At 67.3% G+C, this 19,562-nt stretch carries 16 protein-coding genes and 1 pseudogene; 9 read left to right on the forward strand and 8 right to left on the reverse strand.

The window, feature by feature from the left end:
* Window positions 1–30: 30 nt before the first annotated feature.
* On the forward strand, window positions 31–984 hold the full coding sequence (locus tag MBENS4_RS06030; RefSeq protein ID WP_052322037.1) for an AraC family transcriptional regulator: 954 nt from the start codon (window positions 31–33) through the stop codon (window positions 982–984).
* Between the two features lie 58 nt (window positions 985–1,042).
* Here the strand turns inward: MBENS4_RS06030 and MBENS4_RS06035 are convergent, their stop codons facing one another.
* The 8 genes and pseudogenes from MBENS4_RS06035 to MBENS4_RS06065 all read right to left on the reverse strand — a co-directional run bounded on the left by MBENS4_RS06035 (window position 1,043) and on the right by MBENS4_RS06065 (window position 9,612).
* Window positions 1,043–1,456, reverse strand: coding sequence for a c-type cytochrome (locus MBENS4_RS06035; RefSeq protein WP_052322038.1), 414 nt, complete (start codon window positions 1,454–1,456; stop codon window positions 1,043–1,045).
* Complete coding sequence (locus MBENS4_RS06040; protein WP_039389436.1) at window positions 1,453–2,826, reverse strand: FAD-binding oxidoreductase; 1,374 nt, start codon at window positions 2,824–2,826, stop codon at window positions 1,453–1,455. Before MBENS4_RS06040 ends, MBENS4_RS06035 begins: the two co-directional genes overlap by 4 nt.
* Window positions 2,823–3,200, reverse strand: coding sequence for a 3-hydroxyacyl-CoA dehydrogenase family protein (locus tag MBENS4_RS26475; RefSeq protein WP_242404923.1), 378 nt, complete (start codon window positions 3,198–3,200; stop codon window positions 2,823–2,825). The genes MBENS4_RS06040 and MBENS4_RS26475 overlap by 4 nt, the downstream gene beginning before the upstream one ends.
* A gap of 99 nt (window positions 3,201–3,299) precedes the next feature.
* Window positions 3,300–3,850: pseudogene (locus MBENS4_RS26480) on the reverse strand (3-hydroxyacyl-CoA dehydrogenase NAD-binding domain-containing protein); the annotation flags it as partial.
* 1 nt (window position 3,851) lies between these two features.
* Window positions 3,852–4,943: an NAD/NADP octopine/nopaline dehydrogenase family protein gene (locus MBENS4_RS06050; RefSeq protein WP_039389438.1), complete on the reverse strand. Its 1,092-nt coding sequence runs from the start codon at window positions 4,941–4,943 to the stop codon at window positions 3,852–3,854.
* A gap of 120 nt (window positions 4,944–5,063) precedes the next feature.
* Window positions 5,064–6,389 (reverse strand): spinster family MFS transporter, encoded by a 1,326-nt coding sequence (locus tag MBENS4_RS06055; RefSeq protein ID WP_199904346.1) that lies wholly within the window; start codon window positions 6,387–6,389, stop codon window positions 5,064–5,066.
* A gap of 55 nt (window positions 6,390–6,444) precedes the next feature.
* Window positions 6,445–8,550, reverse strand: a complete 2,106-nt coding sequence (locus MBENS4_RS06060; protein WP_052322039.1) for a PQQ-dependent dehydrogenase, methanol/ethanol family — start codon at window positions 8,548–8,550, stop codon at window positions 6,445–6,447.
* Between the two features lie 159 nt (window positions 8,551–8,709).
* Window positions 8,710–9,612 (reverse strand): 3'-5' exonuclease, encoded by a 903-nt coding sequence (locus MBENS4_RS06065; protein ID WP_052322332.1) that lies wholly within the window; start codon window positions 9,610–9,612, stop codon window positions 8,710–8,712.
* A gap of 266 nt (window positions 9,613–9,878) precedes the next feature.
* On the opposite strand from MBENS4_RS06065, the gene MBENS4_RS06070 reads away from it, so the two are divergent.
* The 8 genes from MBENS4_RS06070 (at window position 9,879) to mqo (ending at window position 19,507) form a co-directional block, all read left to right on the forward strand.
* A complete protein-coding gene (locus MBENS4_RS06070; protein ID WP_039389442.1) occupies window positions 9,879–10,922 on the forward strand; it encodes a rod shape-determining protein in 1,044 nt (347 codons plus the stop codon).
* Window positions 10,923–11,095: 173 nt separating this feature from the next.
* Window positions 11,096–11,728 (forward strand): hypothetical protein, encoded by a 633-nt coding sequence (locus MBENS4_RS06075; RefSeq protein ID WP_144400857.1) that lies wholly within the window; start codon window positions 11,096–11,098, stop codon window positions 11,726–11,728.
* Between the two features lie 360 nt (window positions 11,729–12,088).
* Complete coding sequence (locus MBENS4_RS06080; protein ID WP_039389443.1) at window positions 12,089–14,194, forward strand: TonB-dependent receptor domain-containing protein; 2,106 nt, start codon at window positions 12,089–12,091, stop codon at window positions 14,192–14,194.
* 178 nt (window positions 14,195–14,372) lie between these two features.
* Window positions 14,373–15,059, forward strand: coding sequence for a PepSY-associated TM helix domain-containing protein (locus tag MBENS4_RS06085; RefSeq protein WP_084591981.1), 687 nt, complete (start codon window positions 14,373–14,375; stop codon window positions 15,057–15,059).
* A 24-nt stretch (window positions 15,060–15,083) separates the two neighbouring features.
* Window positions 15,084–15,581 carry a DUF2271 domain-containing protein gene (locus MBENS4_RS06090; RefSeq protein WP_039389447.1) on the forward strand — a complete coding sequence of 166 codons (498 nt, stop codon included), beginning with the start codon at window positions 15,084–15,086 and terminating at the stop codon, window positions 15,579–15,581.
* A 64-nt stretch (window positions 15,582–15,645) separates the two neighbouring features.
* Window positions 15,646–16,503 (forward strand): DUF4198 domain-containing protein, encoded by an 858-nt coding sequence (locus MBENS4_RS06095; protein ID WP_039389449.1) that lies wholly within the window; start codon window positions 15,646–15,648, stop codon window positions 16,501–16,503.
* Window positions 16,504–16,508: 5 nt separating this feature from the next.
* Window positions 16,509–17,516: an FAD:protein FMN transferase gene (locus MBENS4_RS06100; protein ID WP_144400858.1), complete on the forward strand. Its 1,008-nt coding sequence runs from the start codon at window positions 16,509–16,511 to the stop codon at window positions 17,514–17,516.
* A gap of 302 nt (window positions 17,517–17,818) precedes the next feature.
* Entirely contained in the window at window positions 17,819–19,507 is a 1,689-nt protein-coding gene (gene mqo, locus MBENS4_RS06105; protein ID WP_039389452.1) for a malate dehydrogenase (quinone), read from the forward strand.
* The last annotated feature ends 55 nt before the right edge of the window (window positions 19,508–19,562 follow it).

A 19,562-nucleotide genomic window follows, 5' to 3' on the forward strand; every position in this document is an offset into this window, starting at 1 on the left:
AGTTCGACTGGCATTTCAGAGCGCGCCGCGATGCGCGACTTCAGATCCAAAGACAAAGACGAGATTATTGACTTCGTAGGAAAAAGACTCGCGCCGCACGACCTGGACATCAGCAATCCAGGCGCCATGAACGTGCGGCTTCGCTGCATGAACGTGGCCGAGACGCAGCTGGTCGACATCCAGTACGGGTCCGAAGTCGTGATCGACCCGATCGATCTCGATTCCCATTTCCTGATTCACGCCGCGATTCAGGGCCACACCTCGGTCTGGTCCGAAGGCGTCCATGGCATCATCCAGCCCGACAACCTCTACATCACCTGCCCCGGGCACACGACGCGCATCCACATGACCGAGGAATCGCGCAACCTGACCGTGCGCATCGCGGCCAGCGCCTTCGAGGATTACCTCACCAAGTGTCTGCACATTCCGGTCAACCGTCCGGTGCTGTTCCATCCCGGAAACCAGAAAGGCCGCGAACTGCCCCAGGTCTGGCGCAACCTGCTGCAGCATCTGATCCTGCAGATGGAGCTCGCCCCCGGGCTGATGTCGGTGCGGCACACCCAGCGCCAGTACGCGATGCTGATGGTGGAGATGCTGCTCAACCACTACTGCAACACCTATTCCGACCAGATTGCGCTGCACGGCAACGACGTCGCGCCCTGGCACGTGCGCCGCGCGCGCGAGATCATTCACGATTCGATCGAGGAGACGATCTCGGTCGCCGACCTCGCCATCCAGGTCGGGGTCAGCGTGCGCAGCCTCCAGACCGGATTTCGCCAGTTCCTGGGCCAGACCCCGATCGAATACGTGCGCCGCCACCGGCTGGAAAAGCTGCACGCGACACTTGCCACCGGCAATCCGAAAGGCAGCGTGACCGAGATGATGCTCGACTGCGGCATCGTCAATTTCGGGCGCTATGCCCAGTACTACCGCCAGCAGTACGGATGCAGCCCGTCCGAAACGCTGCGCAACCACCGCGTCTGAGGATTGTGCGCAAGGTCAGGTCGGTCCGTGTTCGTGCCGGACCGACCTGACCTTGCGCTCAGCGCCCTGTGACCGCCGCAAGGTAGGCGATGATCTTCGCGCGTTCCTGGGGCGAAGGGACCTTCACCGCCATGCGGGTGCCCGGCACCATCGCGCGCGGATCGGCAAGCCAGGCATCCAGGCGCGCCTTGTCCCAGGCCCCCTTGGCTTCGGCCAGGCCCGATGAGTAGCGGTAACCCTCCACCGAGCCGACCGGACGCCCGACAACACCGGCAAGCGAAGGCCCATTGAGATTGCGCCCCGCTTCAAGCGAGTGGCAGGCCGAACAGGCGCGCGCGCCGAACAGCGCCTTGCCCGCCGCCAGGGTATCCTCACCCGCCTGGGCCGGACCGGCGGACAGCCACAACGCCGCGAACGCAAGGCCGAAAGCAGGCGCACGGCGGGGCAGAGACGAAAGGGAGGGCTTCATCATCGCGGGGTCTCCATGTCGAAAATACGTCCGGGATTGAGAATGGCGTGCGGGTCGAGCGCGCCGCGCAGGCGCCGCATCAGCGCGATCTCGTCGGCGCTGCGCGTGTGCCCCAGCCAGCCGCGCTTGAGGAGGCCGATGCCGTGCTCGGCCGAGACGGTTCCTCCGGCCGCGCGCACAGCGGCATAGATCACGGCCTCGGCGGCGTGGCGCTGGTCCTCGCGCGCCAGCTCGAGCGCAATGTGCAGATTGCCATCGGCGACATGGCCAAAGCAGACCATGCGCATGAGGCCCAGTTCCTGCGCCAAGCGTAGCCGGATCGTTGCCACCAGCGCGCCGATCTGCGCGGTTGGCGCGCCGACATCGAACGGCTCAAACAGCGCCATGGCACGGGTGATCTCGCCGATGGCGTCGCGATAGGCCCAGAACCGGGCGCGCTCGGGACCCGACTGCGCCAGCAGGGCATCGCCCAGGAGGCCCTGTGCCCATGCCTCTTCGAGCGCGGCGCCCAGCGCGCCGTCCTCGGGCCCCTCGGTCTCGACCAGGACGCAGCAGGGCCAAGCCTGTTCAAAAGGCGCGCGCAGGTCCGAGACGGCAACGGCCTGCGCCAGAAAGTCATCCCACATCGCCTCGAACGAGGCGAGACGCGGGCCCAGACGCACCTGCAGCAACGCCAGAAGGCGTACCAGCGCTGTGTAATCGGGAAGCGCGCAAAGCGCGGTCTCATGGCCCGCAACGCCCGGTTGCAGACGCAGGAGCGCGCGCGTCACCACGCCCAGCGTACCCTCCGCCCCGATCAGGAGATGCTTCCAGTCGTAGCCGGTGTTGTTCTTGAGCATGGGCTGCATGGCGCTGACCACGCTGCCGTCGGCCAGAACCGCCTCCAGGCCGAGCACGTGGGCGCGCATCATGCCGTGGCGGAATACCTGGTGCCCGCCCGCATTGGTCGCGATCATCCCGCCGATGGTGCAACTGCCGCGCGCGCCGATATCGACCGCAAGGCGCCAGCCGGCCTCTGCCGCCGCCTCCTGCGCCACCTGCAGCACGGTGCCTGCGCCCAGCGTCAACGTGCCGCTTGTCGCATCCACGTCCTCGATCCGGTTCAACCGTTCGAGCGAGAGCACCAGTTCGCCCGTTCGCGGCAGCGCCGCACGGGTCAGCCCGGTGCGCCCACCCTGCACCACCACGGCCTGCCCCGCCGCGTGGCACAGCCGCAGGACCTCGGACACCTCCTGGGTGGAGCCGGGACGGACCAGCCCCACCGGCGCGCCATGTGTGCCGCCCGTCTCGTCATCGAAATAGCGCGGGGCAATGGCGTCCGGGCCCAGCACCTGAGCTTCGCCCAGCGCCGCGCGGAGGGCTGCCAGGATCATGCGGGCAAGGTTCCGTGCACGAAGGGCGGCACCAGCCCGCGCAGACGCAGGAGCGCGGCAAAATCGCCCAGCCGCCCGGCGCGGTAGGCCTGCGCGTTCACGCCCGCGTAGTCGTAGAAGCCTGCCCCATCGCGCAGGCCCCGGCGTTCCTCGGCCATGTTGCGCGAAACGATCTCGGGGGCCGCAAAGCGCTGCGCGTCGACCTTCTCGGAGAGGTAGTTGCTGGCGTGGAACAGGATGTCGCCCCCGCCCCAGTCGATGAATTCGAGGAGGCCCAGCACCGCCAAGCGCACGCCAAAGCCCGTGCGCACGGCCAGGTCCACATCCTCGGCACTGGCAATGCCTTCCTCGACGATGCGCGCCGCCTCGTTCATCGCCAAGGCCTGGATGCGCGGGACGATGTAGCCCGGCGCGTTGCGGCAGACGATGGGCACCTTGCCCGCCGCGCTGAGCACGGCCTTCAGGCGCGAAACCACATCCGGATCGGTGACCGAGGACGGCGCAAGTTCAACCAGCGGCATGAGATAGGCCGGGTTGAGCCAGTGCGCGTTGAGGAAGCGCCCCGGCCCCTCGACCATGCCGACCAGATCCTCGGGATCGATGGTCGATGTGGTCGAGGCGATGATGCAGTCGGGCGCCACGTGCGCGCAGATGAAGGCGAAGCCTCGCGCTTGGCCTCCAGCGTCTCGGGCACGCCCTCAAAGACGATGGTCGCGACCGACAGGGCTTCGGCCGCCGCGTCGCGCCCGGCAAAGGCGACGCGCTCCAGCGCGCCTTCCGCGCCCGCCCGGTCAATGAGGCCCAGCGCGACCAGGAACGCAAGGTCCGCCTCGATCTCGGCCATCGCCGCTGTACGCAGGGTATCCAGAGCCTCGGCGTCGCGGGGCTTGGCATCGACCAGCGTCACCGGCACGCCGATGGCCGCAAAGGCGATGGCGATGCCCCGCCCCATGCGCCCGGCCCCCACCGCGGCAACCGGCCCGATGGTGGCCGGAGAAAGCGGGGCGCTGTGCTCGCCTGCCATGTCAGATCCCCTCGCGCAGGTAGGCGGTCATCGCCGCGCGGTCGAACTGGGCGAGGCCCAGGCGCTCCAGGGTACGCCCCTCGGCGTAGAGATCGCGGCCCGTAATCGCGCTCGCCATCGCCAGCAGGCCGGAAGCAAGCGGCGCCTCGTGTCCGGCCCAGCGCGCGATCGAGGTGATCATGCTGAGGCCAAGGCGCGTATCCTCGACCATGTAGCGGTGGCTCTGCAGGTCGATCTTCTCGCGCCAGTCACCGCTGTCGGTCAGTTTCTCATGCGCGGCATAGCCGTACATCCACTCCTCGCCGTCCTGCGGCCCGGCGTGGTAATGGTCAGCGAGCGGAAAGTGCGGCGCGCCGTAGCCCAGCGCCTCACGCAGGGCCATGCGCTCGGCATCGAGCGCGCTCGTCACCGCGCGGATCGAGGGCTGGGTTCCCTCGTTGTGGATGTCCCAGGCCGGGAAATGCTCCAGCGGCCCCGCGTTCATCAGGATCAGCGGGGGGTGGATGATCGGCCCTGCATTCATCAACCCGCCCGAAAGCGCATCCTCGATCGGCTCGACCGCAGGGTAGACCTGTTGCAACAGGGCAATGGCGCGCGCGGCGTTGCGGGCGGGGAACACGCCTGTCGGCAGACGCGTGGCGTAAACGCTGATGACGATTTCGGCGGGCCCGTGCTTGCGCACGAGATAGGGCAGCGTGCCGGTCTCGGCAAAGCTGACATCGGCCCGATTGCCCGCCGCGCGCGCGGCCTGGGCAAAGACGAGAGAGCCCAGCGTGCCGGGCGGCAGGAACACGATCTGGCCGTCCTTCCAGTAGGGCGCGCAAGCCTCGGCGAGGTTCTCGTGGGTCGTCGCGGGCAGCGGGATGATCACCACTTCGGCCTGGCTGATCGCCTCCTCGAGCGAGGTCGTGGGATGGGCGATGACCACCTCGCGCGTGCCCTTGTGGTCCTTCACCCTGATCGCACCGGTTTCCAGCACCGGCCCGAAGGCCTCGGCATCGCGCCTCCAGAACCAGACCTCGTGGCCCATTTCGCTCATTTCGACGGCGGCGGCATAGCACCCGTGCCCCCCGCCCAGAACGGCAACGCGCATTCGTATTTCCTTCCTGATCGCTTACAGGAGCGATCTTGGGCGAAGGTCCTTGCGGGCTCTATTCGCTATCGGCAGGCGGGGTGCGAAATCCGCAGCAAAGGGCGTCGCGCAAGGGCTCTCTCAACGGCGCACAAGACGGGCAAAAGGCGCGCAGCCACGGCTCAGCACAAGCGCGCAGACCAGCGCCGCACCGCCCGTCACGCAGCCAAGCGAGGCGGCCACGCCAGCCCCCTGCCCCGCGAACACCCGGTCATTGAGCAGGCCGACGAAGAGCGCCCCCAGCGTCGATCCGATCAGCGAATTGCTGCACAGGAAGATCGCCGAGACGCGCGAGCGCATCGCAGGGGGTGCAGCCATCTGCATGACCGTGGTGGAGGGCGGCATGGGAAAGGAGGCGAAGAACATCAGCCCGCACAGCGCCGCGATCAGCGCCGCGAAGCCGTCGGCAAAGGATAGAAGAGCTGCGAAGACCAGCGTGCCCACCGCGCCCACGATGCCGGTCGTGAAGGGCGAGGCGAGATGCCCCTTGCGGGTCAGCGCGTCCATGATCCAGCCGCTGGCGAGCACACCGCCCACCCCGAAGACAAGCGCGATCATGCCAAGCCAGCCGCCCGCCTCGCCCGGGCTCAGATGTTGCGTGCGCATGAGCAAGGCGGGCGCCCAGCCGAGCAGCGCAAACAGGGCCATCGCCGCAAAGGTGTAGCCCACGACATGGGGAATATAGATCGCCCGGTGCGCGGCCATGTGGCCAAGCACCCGCAGCAGGCCGGGCACCTGTGCCGCCCCGCCCGAACGGCCCGGATCGCGCACGCTCAGCGCCATGATCGCGGCAAGGAGGAACCCAGGCGCGCCGACAATCAGGAAGACCAATTGCCAGGCGCGCAGGGGATGGCCCAGCAGAGATACCTCGCCGATCCCGCCGACCGCCGCGATGACCGCGCCGCCCGCCAGGAAGGCCAGCCCGGCCCCCAGGAACGAGCCCATCGAGTAGACCGCATAGGCCCGCCCCAGCCGCTCCCTGGGAAACAGGTCGCTGATGAGCGAATAGGTTGCAGGCGAAAGACCCGCCTCGCCCGCACCCACGAAGATGCGCGCGATGAACAGCTGGGCGAACCCCCGCGCCAGCCCGCACATGAGCGTCGCCGCGCTCCACACCGCGATCCCGACCGAGATGACGAGAGTGCGCGACACGCGGTCGGCAAGGCTGGCCAGCGGAATACCCATGGTCGCGTAGAAGATCGCGAAGGCCAGGCCATGGAGCAGGCCGAACTGGGTGTCCGAGATGCCCAGGTCCGCCTGGATCGGCCCGATCATCAGCGCCAGGATCTGCCGGTCCACGAAAGAGAGGACATAGGCCACCATGCAGATCCCCACGACGTACCAGCCGTTCTGAGCCGGTTGTCCCCTCGCCGCCGAATGCGCGCCGTCTTCGCCGATGCTTGCCATGCCCCTATCCCCCTCGTGTGCTTCGCCCCTGTCGGGGGCGCGTTATGGTTCGGCTTCAGCGACCAACCGCGGGTGCACCCGCACGGTCGTTGGCGCGCTTGATGACATAGGCGCGGATCGCCTCGGTCTCCTGCGCGTCCAGTTCCTTCCCGAAGTCGGGCATGCCGCGCAGCTCGGCCACGCCCTCGCGCACGAAGGCCGCAAAGACACCCGCGTCGGTAATCGCAGGCGAGGCGCGCAGGTCCGGGATACCGCCGCGATTGACCACGGTGTCGCCGTGGCACATCCAGCAGCGCACATGGTAGAGCTGGCGTCCCTGCGCGACCATCGCCTCGCTGGCGTCCGATGCAATGCGCGCGATGGGGGCTTCGGGCGCGGGTGCCGGGATCGGCAGCTCGCCGTGTGCGCCCAGCCGGAAAGTCACCACCCGGTTGACGAGCGGGCGCATCGCATCCTTCAGCGCCACGCCCAGGTTGAGCGGCAGGATACCGCCCCAGCCCACCGCGACCGACACGTACTGCACGCCGTCCACCGCGTAAGTCACCGGCGGCGCGACGATGCCCGAGCCCATCTGGCGCGCCCACAGCCTGCGCCCGTCTTGCGCAGCGTAGGCGACGAATTCGCCGCTCGCATTGCCTTGGAAGACAAGGCCACCGGCCGTGGAGAGGACGCCCCCGTTCCAGGGCGTATCCATCGGCACCGACCAGGCCCGCTCGCCCTTGACCGGATCCCAGGCGACAAGCGCGCCCTTCATCATGGCGGCAATCTGCTTTCGTACCTCGGGATCCTCGGGCATCGAGCTCTTCGCCTCGTCCTGCCCGGTGTTCCAGCCGCGCGGATCGAACGTGAAAGCCCCCGCGTCCCCGGCCACATAGCCATAGGGGATCTCGGCGGTCGGGAAATAGACGAGGCCGGTCGCGGCATTGTAGCTCATCGGCTGCCAGCTGTGCCCGCCCGCGGGCGAGGGCATGCCCAGGAACGGCGCGCCTTCCTCGCTGTAGCGCGCGGCGGGCACGATGTCCGGGCGTCCCGTTTCAGGATCGAGCCCCCTGGTCCAGGTAACGGGAACGTAAGGCGTCCCCGAAAGAAACTCCCCGGTCTCGCGGTCGAGCACGTAGAAGAAGCCGTTCTTGGGCGCCTGCATCAAGACCTTGCGGGGGCGTCCCTCCCATTCCATGTCCGCAAGGATCATGTGCTGGGTCGCGGTGTAGTCCCATTCATCGCCGGGCACTTCCTGGAAATGCCAGACATATTCGCCGGTCTCGGGCCGCACCGCCAGGATCGAGGAGACGAAGAGGTTGTCCCCCTCACCTTGCGAGCGCACCTTGCGGCTCCACGGCCCACCGTTGCCCACGCCGATGTAAAGCAGGTCGAGCTCGGGATCGTAGACCATCGAATCCCAGGCCGTGCCGCCCCCGCCATATTTCCACCATTCCCCACTCCAGGTCTTCGCGGCCATTTCCATGGCGGGACTTTCAAAGCCCTTCGCCGGGTCTCCGGGCACGGTGTAGATGCGCCAGGCCCGCTCCCCCGTCGCGGCATCGTAGGCGCTGACATAGCCGCGCACGCCATATTCCGCGCCGCCATTGCCGATCACGATGCGCCCTTTCACCACGCGCGGCGCGCCGGTAATCGTATAGGGCCTGTCCCCCTCGGTGGTGTCGACCTGCCAGACCACGGCGCCGGTTGCTGCGTCCAGTGCAATGAGCCGCCCGTCGAAGCTGCCCAGATAGATTCGCCCCTCATGGTAGGCGACGCCCCGGTTGACGACACCGCAGCAGCCCTCGCGCGCGGCGCTGCCGGGCACCTCGGGATCGTATTCCCAGAGCCTGCGCCCGGTCACCGCATCAAGCGCAAGCACCTTGCTCCACGCCCCCGTCGCGTACATCACGCCATCGACGACGAGCGGCGTGCCCTCGACCCCGCGCAAGGTGCGCGTGTCGAAATCGGCGAACCAGGCAACGCCCAAGTCTGCAATGTTGTCCGGGGTGATGGCATCGAGCGGACTGAAGCGGGTCTCCCCCCCATTGAGCCCGTGGCTGGCCCAGTTCACGTAGCCGGGCGTTCTGCCCTGCAAGCTGCATCCGGCCAGCGCGGCAAGGAGCGATGCTGCCGCTCCTGCTGCCAGACCGCTGCCCCATACCTTTGCCCTGCTTCGCACCCTGTCCTGCCCCACGCGCACTCCCGCTCGCTGCCCTGTCGCGGCCCCATGCCGCAAGGGAGCGAGGCTAGGCCGCAAGGCCCGGGGCGAACTATGCGCAAGGCGAAGCGCAAAGCCGGTATTGGCATGAAACCGACAGGCTGATCCGGCAGGCCGGGGTCAGCTGGAGGGCGTATAGCGCTCGTTCGCGGTGACCGGGAAGAAGGCCGGGCTCCCGCGCCCGGTGGTGTAGACCTCGGCGCGCAGCCAGGCTTCCTCCTCGGCCCGCTCCGCCTCGGGAATTTCCCGCGACCAGAAGCGCAGCACCGCATTCCAGCGGTAGCCGCGCGCCTTGAGCCTGTCCTTGGACTCGAAGGGCGCGTCCACCGCGTTGACCCGGTAGCTGGGCGCCTCGGAGCGCGCGACCAGATCGGCAAGGACAGTGCGCCCCTCGGGCAGATCGTGCGCGAGGAGGTAGATCAACGCGAGGATGTCGTTCTCCGCGCGGTGGCCTTCGTAGAACCAGCCGCACTGGAAGACGAGATGCGCCAGCGCGCGGCCATCGAAGCCCAGCTCCAGCCAGTCCGGCTCGGCCATCGAACAGGCCCAGGCCTTGCCCGCCAGCGCGGGAAGGCGCTTGTCGACGAAGGGGCGGTCGAAGGCGGCGTTGTGCGCGACGATGAGGTCCGCCGAGCCCAGGATCTCGACCGCCGTTTCCTCGTCGATCGCCTCGTCCTTGAGAACCGCGTTGGTCAGCCCGGTAAGCTGGGTGATGCGCGGGTCGAGCGCGCGGCCCGGATCCTCGCGCCAAACACGCGGCTGGCCGACCTGGACGATGCGCCCCTCGGCATCGAAGCGGAAGCGCTGCACGGCCAGTTCGATGATGACCTCGCTCTCGTGGTCAAGGCCGGTCGTCTCGACATCGACCGCCACGCCCACGCGCGTCTCCACGCCGGGCCGGGGCGCGTGAAAGCCCCGCACGGTCTGCAGCTTGCGCAAGACGCGGTAGTCGGGGCTCGTCTCGAGAAAGCGGGCGGCCCGCTCGAATTCGGTCTGGGACGACAGGAGCGCAGAACTGGACATCGCCGGGGCGATAGCGCCCCCCATGCCGCGAGGAAAGGCTCTCTTGCGCCGAAGCGGATCAGGCCGGACGTGAGCCATACCCTGTGGTCCCGGACAGGCGGACAGGCCAGTGGTCGCGTCCAGCGGACGGTCGGACGCAAGGGGCGTTGACGCCGTCGTTGCGCCCACCCACCAGCGGCGCTTCGCTCCGGAACCGCCGACCGGAACCTGCCTGCAGCCGCTGTGCCCGTACGTGTGGCACCCCTTGTGGAAGATTGATCACCCGAATGCGCCTATCAGATCTGTTTGCCTTTCCCTCGCACGACATGGCCATCGACCTGGGAACCGTGAACACGCTTGTCTATGTCCGCGGCAAGGGCATCGTCCTCAACGAACCCTCGGTGGTGGCGCTGGAGACGCGCGGCGGCATCCGCCGCGTGCGCGCGATCGGCTCTGACGCCAAGCTGATGATGGGCAAGACCCCGGAAAACGTCGAGACGATCCGCCCCTTGCGTGACGGCGTGATCGCCGACATCGAAGTGGCCGAACAGATGATCAAGCACTTCATGAGCAAGGCCCACGGCCGCCCGGGGCGCCTGCCGCGCCGCCCGGCCGTGGCGATCTGCGTGCCCGCCGGCTCCACCCCGGTCGAGCGCCGCGCGATCCGCCATGCAGCCCAGTCGGCGGGCGCCTCCCGGGTCTGGATCATCGAGGAATCGATGGCCGCCGCCATCGGCGCGGGGATGCCCGTGACCGAGCCCATCGGCGGCATGGTCGTCGACATCGGCGGGGGCACGACCGAAGTCGCCATCCTCTCGCTCAGCGGTCTTGCCTACAGCACCTCGGTGCGCGTGGGCGGCGACACGCTCGACGATTCGATCGCGCTGGCCATCCGCCGCAAGCACAACCTGATGGTTGGCGAAGTGACCGCCGAGCGCATCAAGATCCAGATCGGCACCGCCCGCACGTCCGCCGAGGGCCGGGGCCGCACGATGCAGTGCAAGGGCCGCGACCTGGTGCGCGGCGTGCCCGCCGAGATCGAGATCAGCCAGGCCGAAGTCGCCGAGGCGATCTCCGAGCCGGTCAACCAGATCGTCGAGGCCGTGCTCAACGCGCTGGAGAACACCGCGCCTGAACTTGCCGCCGACATCATCGAGCAGGGCATCGTGATGACGGGCGGCGGCGCGCTCCTCACCGATCTCGCCGAGACCCTCTCACAGGCGACGGGCCTTCCCGTGGTGGTGGCCGAGAACGCCCTCTTCTGCGTGGCCGAGGGCGCAGGACGCGCGCTGGAGGAAACGGTCTACCAGGGCGTCCTCAACGAGGCCTGAGCGCGCTGGCACGCACGCGAAGTCAGAAGGATACGTCCCGGACCATCGCCCTCGGGCTTGCGCCACCTGTCTGGAAATTTCGGTCAGGTCGCTTGAGGAACTGCGTCTGTCCGCTACCAAGTGCGGCCCCGCCGATGGGGGCTCGGGGCAAGGACAGCAGGAGGAATTGGCCCGTGACGACGCTTGGCAAGAGCCACAGGATCACGTCCACTCGTCAGATGCGCACGGCCACGCTGCGCACGATGGCGTCCGCCTGCGGCGTGATCACGGCAGGTATCCTTTGCGCGGCCCATACGCCCGCCTTTGCAGCAGACACGAAGGACCAGGCGCAGGTATCGGGCGAACAGACCGTCGCCCTCGCTGAATTTCTCGGCAGGTACGCCGCATGGGCGAAAGGCATCGAAGCCGAGGGGCAGGCGCGCGGGACACCGCTGACAGCCGAGCAGATCGAAATGGCGAGGCAGATCGGCATCGCGCACCCCGAAAAGGTCCGTCTCGTTCCTGTCGAGGCCGTGCCTTTCCCGACGCAGGACGAGGCCATGCTCAAGATGGGCGAAAGCCTCGGCTTCATCGGACCCGGCATTACCAACAACGCGCAGGCCTTCGGGTATACCATCTGGGTGCGCGACGGGTTCACGCTGGATCGGCCCAGTCTGGCGCATGAACTGGTGCACGTGGCCCAGATTGAACGCAGTGCGAGTTTCGATACCTACGTGCAGCGCTACATGCGCGAACTGCGCGAGTACGGCCATGCCAGGATGCCGCTTGAAGTCGAAGCCTACGAGGCCAATCGCACCTATCGGTAAGACCGCATAGGCCGGCGCGACCAAGGGGTCCCGGCCCGCGATCCATTTCCTCCTCGCCCCTTGCCTGGGCTGATTTGTCCCGGCTGCCGCACGAGTCGATTTGAGCAGGGGCGGCCCGCAGCCTCACGCCCTCTTGCCGCAGACCGGGCACGCCCCGTGCAAAAATGGATTTGCTCTATTCATCCTGGATTGTTGCACATGCGAATGACTCGCGATAGCTGGTGCGAATAATTCGCAATATCACAGCGTGGGCGTCGAGGGGCTTCCACCCGCTTTCGCAAAGACCATCCGCCAAGAGGCTGCACCTGCGGCCTGCCGGGTGGCGCGCCCTTGCGGCGCATTCGTATCCAGGGGGGCCCCATGCCGAAGACCAACCGCCACATCCTTTCCACCGCCTCGCTGCTCGCGCTGGCGCTGATGCCTGCGCAGGGCCATGCGGCCGATGCCGCTGCGGACGCCGCGACCGCAGCCAATGCGCAGTCGGTAGGCATGAACCGGGACGAGGCCGCCCCGGCGGACATCGTGGTCTCGGCCACGGGCTATGAACTCAATGTCCAGGATGCGCCTGCGACCATTTCGGTCATCACCGCCGACGAGATCAAGCAGCGCTCCTACACCGACATCACCGACGTGCTGATGAACGTGCCGGGGGTCCACATCCAGGGCGGCGGTGTCGAGCAGTCGGTGATGATCCGCGGCATGAGCGCGGACTACACGCTGTTCCTGATCGATGGACGCCGCGTGCAGGACAACCAGGCCTTCGGCCTCAACGGCCAGCAGGCAGGCACCCCGATCAACTTCCTGCCCCCGCTCGATTCGATCGAGCGCATCGAGGTCATCCGCGGCCCGGCCTCCTCGCTCTACGGCTCGGACGCCATCGGCGGCGTCATCAACGTCATCACCAAGAAGGTCATCAACGAATTCGGCGGCAGCTTCTCCACCGAGTACATCAAGGCAGGTCCCGGCAATGACGTCACCAACGACGGGATCAACGCCAGCCTCGCGCTCAACGTCCCCCTGATCCGTGACCGCCTCTCGGTCCAGTTCACCGGCGGCGTGCGCTACCAGGACGAATCCGACTTCGTGGGCGGGGGAGACAGCGCCGCGGCCGATCCCGAATTCAAGCGCCGCAATGTCGGCGCCAAGCTCAGCCTGCGCCTCGACGATGACAACACTTTCACGGCAGGGGGCACCCACACCATCCAGGAGCGCACCTCGACGCCGGGCAAGAGCCTGGCCGAGGACGACGACCTGACCTTCACCAAGACCCTGCGCGACAACTTCTTCGCCACGCACGAGGGCACCTACGGCGACCTCATCTGGAACTCCTACGTCACCTACGACAAGTCCTCCAACCCCACCCGCACCAACGCGGAGACGGGCAACGGCGTCGATTTCGACACGCTGGTGGCCAATTCACAGGTGGCAATCAGCCTGGAGCGCCACAAGATCGTGGCCGGCGTCAACTACTTCCACGAAAGCCTGGAAGATGGCGCCACCAACGGCCTCAACCTGCCCGGAATGGTCGTGCCGACCGACATCGTCTCAATGACCCGCAACCAGTACGCCGCGTTCCTGGAGGACAACTGGGAGATCATCGATGACCTCTCGATCCTCCTGAGCGGGCGCGTCGACCACAGCGGCGCCTTCGGCACGCGCTTCAGCCCCAAGGCCTACGCCGTGTTCCGGGCCACCGGCAACCTCACCATCAAGGGGGGCGTGACCACCGGCTACAAGGTGCCGAGCCTGCGCCGCGCGGCGACCGATTTCGGCTCGATCTCGCGCGGAGGCGTTATCATCGGCAACCCCGACCTGATGCCCGAGAAGACGGTGAACTACGAGGCGGGCGTCAGCTACGTGAACCACGACCTCGGCGTTTCCTCCAGCGTCACGGCCTACCAGAGCAACTTCAAGGACAAGCTGATGCGCACGGGCCGCATCTGCGAGGCCGACCAGGTCTGCGAATACAACGGCACGACCTACCCCGCGCACCAGTTCGGCTACACCAGCTACATCAACGTCGACACCGCCGAACTCAAGGGTGTCGAATGGACGCTGGACTGGCGCGTGATCGACGGCCTGCGCTACCGCCACAGCTACACCTACTCCCACACCGAGCAGACCTCGGGCGACAACGAGGGACGTCCGCTCAACGACATTCCCAAGCACATGTTCAACGCCTCGCTGGACTGGGATCTCAACGACATGATCCGCGCTTGGGGCCAGCTCAACTACCGTGGGCGTACCTCGGGCCGCTCGACCAACTCGAGCGGGTCGCAGACCAACGGCTTCACCTACGCGCCCTACACCTTCTACAATCTGGGCTTCAACATCGAGCCCAAGGACGGCCTGCGCGTGAACCTGGGCGTCTACAACGTCACCAACAAGCAGGTCACGCCCGAGGACGGCTTTGCCTATGTCCTCGACGGCCGCCGCTTCAGCGCTTCGCTGATGGTGGACTTCTAAGAGCACGCAGGGGCGTATCCCGGGGCACGCGGACCGGGATACGCTCCCTGAATACGGGGTATTCATTCTTGAGGGTTGCACCCGATGCCCATCGGCTGCACTCGCTATTGCGAAATATTCGCAATAAATGATAGTCCTTCCCCCGACAGGACCATCACACCGCACCGGAAGGACCCCCATGCACGCAAGGACCAGCGAGGCGAAAGGCACGCGCCACACAGCTCCGGCCCCAACCCCGGGTACGGCACGTCGCCCTCGCAAGGCCCGCGCCTTCTGGATGAAGCAGCTCCACACCTGGCACTGGATCAGCGCCGCGCTCTCGCTCGTGGGCATGCTGCTCTTTACCGTCACCGGCTTCACCCTCAACCACGCCGCCGACATCCCGGCCGAGCCCGTGCGCGCCGAGATGGAGGGCGCCCTCTCCGGCCAGACGCTGCGCCTGCTGGACACCGAAGACACCCAGGCCCGCCCGCTGCCCCCGCCCGTCGCAGCCGCCGTGCGCGACATCACCGGCCTCGCCACCGCCGGGATCGAAGCCGACTGGAGCGCGCCGGGCGAGATCTACCTTGCCATGCCCGGCCCCGGCAGCGACGCCTGGGTCAGCATCGACACCGAAACCGGCGAGGTCCTGGCCGAACGCACCGACAGGGGCTGGCTCTCCTACCTCAACGATCTCCACAAGGGCCGCAACACCGGCTCGGCCTGGGGCTGGTTCATCGACCTCTTCGCCTTCGCGTGCCTGGTCTTCACCCTGACCGGCCTCGTCCTCCTGCAACTCCACGCGCGCAACCGCCCGCTGACCTGGCCGCTGACCGGCCTGGGCCTCGTGATCCCGCTCGCGGTTGCGCTTCTCTTCATCCACTGATCCGAGCGAAAGGTCTTCTGCACGATGCCACGGCTTGCAACCACCACCGGCGCCACCGCCCTTATCGCAGGCGCGGCCAGCGCCCTTGCCGTCCCGGCGAACGCCGAGACGATCCGCGTCACCATTCCCCGCATCAAGGTCGCCGAGTACCACGCGCCCTATGTCGCGGCCTGGCTCGAACCCGAGGCGGGCGGCGCGGCGCGCACGATCTTCGTGTGGTACGATATCAAGAAGAAGGGTGCGGAACCGGGCACCAAGTGGCTGACGGACCTGCGCACCTGGTGGCGCAAGGGCGGTCGGCGCCTGAAGCTCCCGGCGGACGGCGTCAGCGGCGCGACCCGCACGCCCGGCTCCTACGACATTCCCCTTCCCGCCAATCTTCCCAAGGGCGCCTACGTCCTCAAGGTCGAGGCGGCGCGTGAGACCGGGGGGCGCGAGATCGTCTCGCTGCCGATCACCGTACCGGGCGCCAAGGGCACGGCCTCAGGCAAGACCGAGCTTGGCGCTGTCACCATCCGCTGAAGTCGTCCGCTTCCCATTTCCTGTCATGTACCGGCCCGGAAAAAGGGCCCAGAAAGGTTCTGCCATGAACTCCCGCACTCTCTTCTCGCGCCTCGCGCTCGCCTCGGGGCTGTCGCTGGCCTCGCTCGCGCTGACGACCAGCCCGGCTTCGGCGCACCGCTTCTGGCTGGTGCCCTCGGCCACGACGCTTTCGGGCACCGACCAGACGATCTCCTTCGACGGGGCGATCTCGAACGACCTGTTCAACCCCGATCACGTGGCCATGCCGCTCGAGATCCTCACCATCGTCAAGCCCGACGGCAGCCAGGGCGAGATGCTCAACGCCGCCAAGGCGCGCCACCGCAGCACCTTCGATGTCGCCATCGACCAGGAAGGCACCTGGTGGGTGGGCGTCACGCGCCAGGGCTACTTCGGCTCGTTCAAGCTGAACGGTGAGGAATGGCGCGTAGGTGGACGCGGGCGCCCGCGTCCCGGCGACAAGCGCGTGGACGGCGTCGACGCGATTCCCGAAGGCGCCAGCGATATCGACCTGACAGAGAACCTCAGCACCAACGGCACCTTCGTGACCTCGGGCATTCCCGACACCGACGCCTTCACGCCGACGGGCAAGGGCCTTGAGCTCCAGCCGCTGACGCACCCCGATGACCTCGTTGCGAACGAGCCGGGCCGCTTCCGCTTTCTCATCGACGGCAAGCCCGCCGCCGGGGTCAAGGTCACTGCAGTTCCGGGCTCCAAGCAGTACCGTTCAAGCGAGATGGTGACCACGGTCGAGACCGGCGCGGACGGCATCGCCACGATCGCCTGGCCGACGCCGGGCATGTACTGGATCGACGCCCAGGCCGAGGACGCCAACCCGGCCGAGCCGCGCGCGACAAAGCGCCGCATGGGCTACACCTTCACCGCCGAAGTGGTCGCCCCCTGAGCGCCATGACCGACACCGCCGGGGAGGACGGCGCGCGTACCGCCGTCCCCCTCGACATCTCGCCCGACATCCTCACCGGATGGCGCGAGGGCGCGCCGGTCCATGCCCTGGACGGCGAGACCATGGGCACGCGCTGGAGCCTGAAGACCCTGCTGCCCGAAGGTGTCGCGCCTGCGACGATCGCCGCGCTTCTGCACGCCCGGCTCGACACGCTCATCGACCAGCTCAGCCACTGGGAACGCGACAGCGCGATCACCCGCTTCAACCGCGCCGAGGCGGGAAGCTGGCACACCCTCGAACCCGATTTCGCGCAGGTCATGGCCACCGCGCTGGACCTGGCCGCGCGCAGCGAAGGTACCTTCGACCCCGCCATCGGGGTGCTCGTGAACCTGCACGGGTTCGGGCCGCGTCCCGCCCCGCACCAGCCGCCATCGCGGGACGCCATAGCCGACGCGCTCGCCATCTCGGGCTGGGCGCGGCTGGACTGGGACGCGCAGACGTCCCGGCTGCGCCAGCCCGGCGGGCTGCACCTCGACTTCTCAGGCATTGCCAAGGGATATGGCGTCGATGCGCTTGCCCAGACGCTGGAAGAGGCGGGCCTGCGCCACTTCCTCGTCGAGATCGGCGGCGAGTTTGCCGGGCGCGGCCTGCGCCCCGATGGCGACCCCTGGTGGGTCGAACTCGAGACCCCGCCGCCAGCCCTCTTGCACGGCATCGCCCCCTTGCGGCTGGCGCTGTGCGGACAGGCCGTCGCCACCTCGGGCGACTACGTGCGCGGGTGCCACACGATCGACCCGCGCGATGGCCAGCCCGTCCACCATGTCCTTGCGCTTAGCGTAATCGACGCAACGACGATGCGCGCGGATGGCTGGGCTACCGCGCTCGGCGTCCTGCCCCTGCCCGAAATCGAGGCGCTCGCCACGCGCGAAGCCCTCGCGGTCCGCGCGCTCGTCCGGCGTCGCGAGGAAATCGTCGAGTGGATCAGCCCGGCCCTTGCCCGCATGATGGAATGACACCGGGGCGCACATGTGCAAATTTTGACGCACCTTCGAAAGTTTGCGCACAAAATATGCACACTAGCGCCCCGCCTATCTAATAAAATCACCTATTTACAGATACTTGATTGAATATCGAATCGGCTTGATCCCATTCAACGCGATGGGGATAGGGCAGCCATCACACGCGGCGAACGTCCCGGGACGCTCACACCGCGCACCAGGCATTCCCCATCCCAGGGTCAGCAGAGAAGAGACACGATGTTCACCACGCCCCCCATCGCCTCCTCGAAGCGGGCACAGCCCGCAGCGAGGCGCGCATGAAAAAAGCTCTCAAGATCGTCGGCGGCGTCGTGGCCGTCTGCCTTGTGGCCGCAGCCGTGTTCCTGCTGCGCCCGGTCAGCTGGGGCGGCACCCCCGAGGCCGAGAACGAAGAGCCGGTCGACGTCGTCCTGATCGGGGGGGGCATCATGAGCGTGACGCTCGCCACCTACCTGCAGGAGCTCGAACCGACCTGGGACGTGCACCTCTACGAACGCCTCGACCAGGTCGCCGAGGAAAGCTCGAACGGGTGGAACAACGCGGGCACCGGCCACTCGGGCTACGCCGAGATGAACTACACCCCCGAGATGCCCGACGGCTCGATCAACATCGACAAGGCCGTCAAGACGGTCAGCGACTTCGAGAACTCGCGCCAGTTCTGGGCGCATGAAGTGGAGCTGGGCAACCTTCCCGAGCCCTCCACCTTCATCAACCCCACGCCGCACATGGCCGTCGTCTTCGGCGAGAAGCGCATCGAATTCCTGCGCAAGCGCTGGGAAGCGCTGACCGCGAACCCGATGTTCTATGGCATGGAGTTCAGCACCGACCCCAAGCAGATCGCCGAGTGGGCCCCGATTCTGATGGACGGGCGCGACCCGGCCGAGAAGGTCGGCGCGACGTTCATGCCGCTGGGCACCGACGTCAACTACGGCGCGATCACGCGCGGCCTCGCCGATGGTCTGCGCCGCAACCCGCGCTTCCACATGCACCTCTCCAACGAGGTCCGCGGCCTGCACCAGAACGCGGACAAGACCTGGAACGTGACCGTGCACGATCTCGCCGCGAACGAGGACCACACGATCAAGTCGCGCTTCGTCTTCATCGGGGCCGGCGGCGCGGCGCTCAAGCTGCTGCAGCTTTCGGGCATCCCCGAGGGCAAGATCTACGGCGGCTTCCCGGTTGGCGGCCAGTTCCTGGTGATGGACGATCCCAGGATCGCCGACCGCCACAACGTCAAGGCCTACGGCATGGCCGACGAAGGCTCGCCGCCGATGTCGGTCCCGCACATCGATGCGCGCCGGATCGATGGCAAGAACTACGTCCTGTTCGGCCCCTTCGCCCTGCAGAGCACCAAGTTCCTCAAGAACGGCTCGTGGTGGGACCTGTTCTCCTCGGTCTACGACAACAACGTGGGCACCATGCTCAAGGTGGGCGCGGACAACTTCAACCTGGTCTCCTACCTTGCCGACCAGGCCGCCCTCACCGACGAGGACCGCCAGAAGCAGCTCGCGCAGTACTTCCCCAAGGCCCAGCGTTCCGACTGGAAGCTGATCACCGCGGGCCAGCGCGTGCAGATCATCAAGAACGATCCCGAAAAGGGCGCGATCCTGCAGTTCGGCACCGAGATCGTCTCGGCCAAGGACGCCTCGATCGCCGCACTGCTGGGTGCCTCGCCCGGCGCCTCGACCTCGCCCTCGATTGCCTACAACGTGCTCAAGAAGGTCTTCCCGGACCAGGTTGCAGGCCGCTGGAAGGGCAAGCTCGACGCGATCTATCCCGCGCAGGACAAGGTCCTCAATGATGATCCCGCGCTGGTGAACCGCATCCGCAAGACCACCAGCGACGCGCTCAAGCTGCCCTACATCACGGTCCCGGAAGACCTGAAGGGCGCCCGGGACGCGAAGGCCCCGGCCAACGACAACGCCCCCGCCTCGGGCAATCTCAACTCCGAGATGCAGGCGCTCTAAGGCACCAACACCAGTCACCCACGGGAAAGCCCGGAAGGAGAGATCCTTCCGGGCT

Source organism: Novosphingobium sp. MBES04 (assembly GCF_000813185.1).
Taxonomy (GTDB): Bacteria; Pseudomonadota; Alphaproteobacteria; order Sphingomonadales; family Sphingomonadaceae; genus Novosphingobium; species Novosphingobium decolorationis.

What these genes read in the sequence shown, in the direction of transcription:
- MBENS4_RS06030 (WP_052322037.1), top strand. Translation starts at nt 31, where the DNA reads ATGCGCGACTTCAGATCCAAAGACAAAGACGAGATTATTGACTTCGTA.
- MBENS4_RS06035 (WP_052322038.1), bottom strand. Translation starts at nt 1,456, where the DNA reads ATGATGAAGCCCTCCCTTTCGTCTCTGCCCCGCCGTGCGCCTGCTTTC.
- MBENS4_RS06040 (WP_039389436.1), bottom strand. Translation starts at nt 2,826, where the DNA reads ATGATCCTGGCAGCCCTCCGCGCGGCGCTGGGCGAAGCTCAGGTGCTG.
- MBENS4_RS26475 (WP_242404923.1), bottom strand. Translation starts at nt 3,200, where the DNA reads ATGAACGAGGCGGCGCGCATCGTCGAGGAAGGCATTGCCAGTGCCGAG.
- MBENS4_RS06050 (WP_039389438.1), bottom strand. Translation starts at nt 4,943, where the DNA reads ATGCGCGTTGCCGTTCTGGGCGGGGGGCACGGGTGCTATGCCGCCGCC.
- MBENS4_RS06055 (WP_199904346.1), bottom strand. Translation starts at nt 6,389, where the DNA reads ATGGCAAGCATCGGCGAAGACGGCGCGCATTCGGCGGCGAGGGGACAA.
- MBENS4_RS06065 (WP_052322332.1), bottom strand. Translation starts at nt 9,612, where the DNA reads ATGTCCAGTTCTGCGCTCCTGTCGTCCCAGACCGAATTCGAGCGGGCC.
- MBENS4_RS06070 (WP_039389442.1), top strand. Translation starts at nt 9,879, where the DNA reads ATGCGCCTATCAGATCTGTTTGCCTTTCCCTCGCACGACATGGCCATC.
- MBENS4_RS06080 (WP_039389443.1), top strand. Translation starts at nt 12,089, where the DNA reads ATGCCGAAGACCAACCGCCACATCCTTTCCACCGCCTCGCTGCTCGCG.
- MBENS4_RS06085 (WP_084591981.1), top strand. Translation starts at nt 14,373, where the DNA reads ATGCACGCAAGGACCAGCGAGGCGAAAGGCACGCGCCACACAGCTCCG.
- MBENS4_RS06090 (WP_039389447.1), top strand. Translation starts at nt 15,084, where the DNA reads ATGCCACGGCTTGCAACCACCACCGGCGCCACCGCCCTTATCGCAGGC.
- MBENS4_RS06095 (WP_039389449.1), top strand. Translation starts at nt 15,646, where the DNA reads ATGAACTCCCGCACTCTCTTCTCGCGCCTCGCGCTCGCCTCGGGGCTG.
- MBENS4_RS06100 (WP_144400858.1), top strand. Translation starts at nt 16,509, where the DNA reads ATGACCGACACCGCCGGGGAGGACGGCGCGCGTACCGCCGTCCCCCTC.
- mqo (WP_039389452.1), top strand. Translation starts at nt 17,819, where the DNA reads ATGAAAAAAGCTCTCAAGATCGTCGGCGGCGTCGTGGCCGTCTGCCTT.